Genomic DNA, 3,955 nt, shown 5'->3' with positions numbered 1-3,955 from the left:
TGCGTCGCAAGACACGCTCAAAGCGCCACGCAGGCAGGCCGCCCGGAAACGGAAGCGCCGCCACGGCAACCAGCCATGGCGGCGCTTCCTCCTGCGCTGTTGACAAAACCAACTACATATCAGTCGATGGTGAACACGAAGCTCGAGTGCGGATACCCGGCCTGCACGAACGAGGTGACGTTCAGGGGCTGCTGCCAGCTGGTGCCCGCCGTGCCCGTGTTCGTCGCGTAGCCGTCGGCGACGAGCGTGACATCGCCGCGCGGCGCCATCGAGGTGCCGGACAGGTGGTAGCTCATGGTCGCCGACACCCCGTTGCCGCCGCCGACCCCCTCCACGGTGATCGTCTCGCTGCTGTGCGGGTTGATCTGCGTGAGCGGCGCGTCCACCCACTGCCCGTCCCGGGCGAAACCGCCGTCGTAGAACATCGTCGAGTCGGTGTTGTTGTTGACCGTGATGACGGCGGTGGCGTCGTGCTCGGTGGGCATCGCCTGCGCCACGCCGGTGCCCAGCAGCGCCGCGGTGGCGGCGCCGCCGGCGAGGACGGTGGAGGCGAGGACGGTGGCGGTGGCGCGGGTGGTGATGCTCATGGCGGTGTCTCCTGTGCGAGTCGGTGATGCGGTGTGCCGGTGTGTTCCGGCGATGACTCCACTATCCGGCGAAACGCACGCCATGTATGTCCCGTTACCAGGCGAAACACCGGGGGAGGCCGCATGTCCCCCTATCGGTGGACAGAACGGCTTACATGTCAGCCCAGCGCAGCTTCTACGGCCCGCAGCTCGGCCTCCCCCGGAACCGGCAGATCGTCGATGGACGGGACCTCGTCGGCCGCGGCCTCACTCATCCACTCGCGCAGCGCCTTGGTGGCGCGCACGTCGTCCTCGTTGTACTCGAGTACCCGGGTGCGTTGGTCGTGCGCGGGCGCGTCGCCGTCGAGGCCCACCGCCGCGCGGTACCAGGCCATCGACGCCTCGCCGCCCGCGTCGTCGTCGCGCCAGTCGAACCCGGCGAACCGCGCAAGCACCTTGAGTCCCCGGCCGCGCGGGCTCACGAAGTTCTCGCCCACGTACTCGAAGATGTCCACCCAGTGGTCGGACTCGATGAACGCGCGCACCTCCTCCACGGGAGGGACCGCCGGGTAGCCCTGGAACCGGGTGGCCGAGCCGAGGAGCCACTTGTTCTCGGCGTTCTGCGAATAGCAGTACGCGGCGAAGGTGCGCCCCTCCGCCAGCGCACCGTCCCGCAGCCGCATCAGCCACGTCCAGAACTCGGCGAACGAGCGCGCCTCGTCGTCGGTCGGCACCGGATCCCACGTGGCGAAGGGGCGGTAGCCCAGGTCCACGCCGGCGTCGGTCAACAGCGTGCCCCACAGGTAGGCGCCGTGTTCCTGGTAGCTCTCCATGTCCACGTCCACCTCGACGTCGGCGCGCGGCACCGTCACATGGGCGCCGCGCCGCACGAGCGGCTCGTCCACCAGCCAGGCGCGCGCCGACACCACCGTGTCGTCGAATCCGCCGCCGTGCCATTCGTCGGGCCCCCGCCCCTGCCACGCCGCGAGCCGGTCGATGGTGCCTATGCCGGCGGCCCGCAGCATCGTGCCGCGGTGCCCGGTGGCGACCAGCGAGACGTCGTGACGCTCGCGCAGCACCGTCCCGCACCCGTCGACGGTCCGGCCGTCGGACCCGGTGAGGTCGTTCCAAAACGGGCAGGACGCGCACTCCGCGATGCGGGCCGGAGCGGTGTCCACCAGGCCGCGGGCCACCGCCTGCCGGTCGGCGAACCGCGCGTCGTACTGCTCGAGGATGCCGCCGTCCCCGCCCAGTTCGTAGGCGACAATGCAGTCGGCGTCGTAGCCGATGGCGCCGCCCACCTGCACCGGAGTGGCCAATCCCAGACCCTCGAGCATCCGGGTGACGTGCGCCAGGCGCACCTGGTCGCGCGTCTGCCCCCGCATTTTGCGGTGCGGGTCGGCGTGCGGCGCCCACTCGCCCATCGGCGACGTCGTCGCCCCGCTGCCCGGGTCGGTCACCTTGTGGTTGACCACGATCACCGGGATGTAGCCGCCGTGGACGTCATCACGGAGCAGCAGGTCTACGCCGCCGGCCCGCAGGGTGTCGCGTTCCTGCGGGAGCCGCGCGTTCCATACACGGTCCGGCAGCGCCGCCAGGTCCGCGGCGGCGAGCGCCTCCCCGTGCACGTCCTCATTCCAGGATCCGCGGGGGTGGTGGCGCCGGTAATCGTCGGCCAGGCGTGCGCGGACGTCCTCGCGGTGGTCGGCGGCGGCGTCCTTGCGCTGGGCCACGCTCGTCGGCTCCGCCGGCAGCACTACGCCGCGCGGCAGCGTGGCGGCGCGGTGGATGCGGTGCCGGCACCGGGTCAGGTCCGACGCCCGCAGCGCCGGAGCGGCGGGCGCGTTCGCGGGCACAGCAGGGGAGGTCACAACCCACGAGCCTATTCCCTGCCATAGGGTGGGACGGGCATGCCCTCACGCGGCGGGGATCGCGGCGGCCGGCCGCCGCCGCAGCGCACCCCGGCAGACACCACGGAAGGCCTTCGTATGGGACTGTTGAAGAAGAATCGCACGTCGCGCAGGTCGCGCCGCAAGGCCGAGGCCGCCGCGCTCAAACACAAGGCGGGCCTCGAGGCCAAGCTGGGCGCGAAGAACGGCCGCAAGCGTGACAGGGCCGCACTCAAGCTCGAGCGGAAGCGCGCCAAGTCCCGGCACAAGGAGAACGAGGCGGACCGGAAGGCCACCGCCGCCGAGCACAAGAACCGGCTCAAGATCGCGGAGGCCGAGAAGGCCAAGGCCGAGGCCGGGCGGCTCGACGCGAAGTCCGTGGGCCGCTACCTGGGTGTCGCGCGCGTGCTCGCCCCCGTCGTGGTGCCGCTCGCCTACCGCGGGGCCACCGCGATGCGCACGCTCCTCGACCAGCGCCGCGCCGACAAGCTCGGCGTGAGCGTCGATGAGCTGGGCAGCTTCAGCGGGTCCGGCGCCAAGCTGGGTGCCCGTGTCACCGGGGCGGGGCGCACCCTGGACCAGCTCGTCGAGCGCAACGCGCGCGACGCGGAGACCGCCGAGTTCGCCAAGGCGATGCGCGCGCGCCTCGCGGACCTGGGCGCCGCCGTCGACGCGGCGGAGACGATGCCCGGCGAGCGCCGCCGGTCCGCGCACAGCGCCATCGCCGACGAGCTCGACGCCATCGATGCGGACATCCTCGCCCGCCTGGGCGTCAAGTGACCTTCGCCGGCACCGGGGCGCCCGCCACGCGCAGAGGGAGCCCCCGAGACCGACGATGATCCGCCTGCCCCTCCGCCACGCGCGGCCGGCGTCGCGCTTGGTCGGTGGCGCCGAAACGACAGTGCCCCGCCTGCGCGGCCTGTCGGTCGCGGTCCTCACTGCCGCCCTCGCCATCGCCGCCCACTGCGCGGGCGGCGGCGTGGTCCCCTCCGCGTCGGGCATCGCACTGATCCTGCTGATCGGCGCCGCGGCCGGGTGGCTCGCGGGCCCCGCGGTGGACCGCCGCCGGATCCCCTACCGCCGGTCGGCCGTGTTCGCGGCGCTGATGGCCGGGCAGGGCGCCGGGCACATGTTGTTGAGCCTGGCCGAGGGTGCGGCGCACGGGTCGGCCGCGATGCACGGCGCGATGACTCACCACATGATGGCCGGGGCCGCGATGTCGCACGCGGCCCCCGTCGTCCCCGGCGGCCCCCTCGCCCACGTGGTCCACATGGTGACGGCCCTCGGCCCGGAGATGTTCGCCGCGCACGTCGCCGCCACGCTTGCCTGCGCAGTCCTCGTCACTGCCGCGGAGTCGCTGTACGGGCCGGTGGCGCGCGCGTTCCGCCGGCTCGTCCCCGTCGCCCCGCCCGTCGTCATCCCGGTGCGGCGCCCGGTAATGCGGCCTGCGGCCCGGCCCGCAGCCTGTGCCGCCGCGGTGCCCGTGACCCCGCTGACCCG

At 73.1% G+C, this 3,955-nt stretch carries 4 protein-coding genes; 2 read left to right on the top strand and 2 right to left on the bottom strand.

The window, feature by feature from the left end; genetic code table 11:
* Positions 1-119: 119 nt before the first annotated feature.
* Positions 120-587, bottom strand: a complete 468-nt coding sequence (locus tag JJ683_RS18530) for a hypothetical protein (RefSeq protein WP_200176284.1) — start codon at positions 585-587, stop codon at positions 120-122.
* 158 nt (positions 588-745) lie between these two features.
* Entirely contained in the window at positions 746-2,437 is a 1,692-nt protein-coding gene (locus tag JJ683_RS18525; protein WP_307811054.1) for a TM0106 family RecB-like putative nuclease, read from the bottom strand.
* A 117-nt stretch (positions 2,438-2,554) separates the two neighbouring features.
* Here JJ683_RS18525 and JJ683_RS18520 point away from each other — a divergent pair, with 117 nt between their 5' ends.
* Complete coding sequence (locus JJ683_RS18520) at positions 2,555-3,235, top strand: DUF6474 family protein (RefSeq protein WP_200176282.1); 681 nt, start codon at positions 2,555-2,557, stop codon at positions 3,233-3,235.
* A gap of 121 nt (positions 3,236-3,356) precedes the next feature.
* Positions 3,357-3,955 (top strand): hypothetical protein (locus JJ683_RS18515; protein ID WP_200176281.1); only part of this gene is annotated, 599 nt, incomplete at its 3' end.

The sequence above is a fragment of the Tomitella cavernea genome (assembly GCF_016599145.1).
Lineage (GTDB): Bacteria > Actinomycetota > Actinomycetes > Mycobacteriales > Mycobacteriaceae > Tomitella > Tomitella cavernae.
Note: the sequence above shows the minus strand (reverse complement) of the source record. Positions and strands in the feature narration are given on the sequence as shown.

Excerpts from the sequence above, each read along its gene's own strand:
- JJ683_RS18530 (WP_200176284.1), bottom strand. The coding sequence starts at position 587 with ATGAGCATCACCACCCGCGCCACCGCCACCGTCCTCGCCTCCACCGTC.
- JJ683_RS18520 (WP_200176282.1), top strand. The coding sequence starts at position 2,555 with ATGGGACTGTTGAAGAAGAATCGCACGTCGCGCAGGTCGCGCCGCAAG.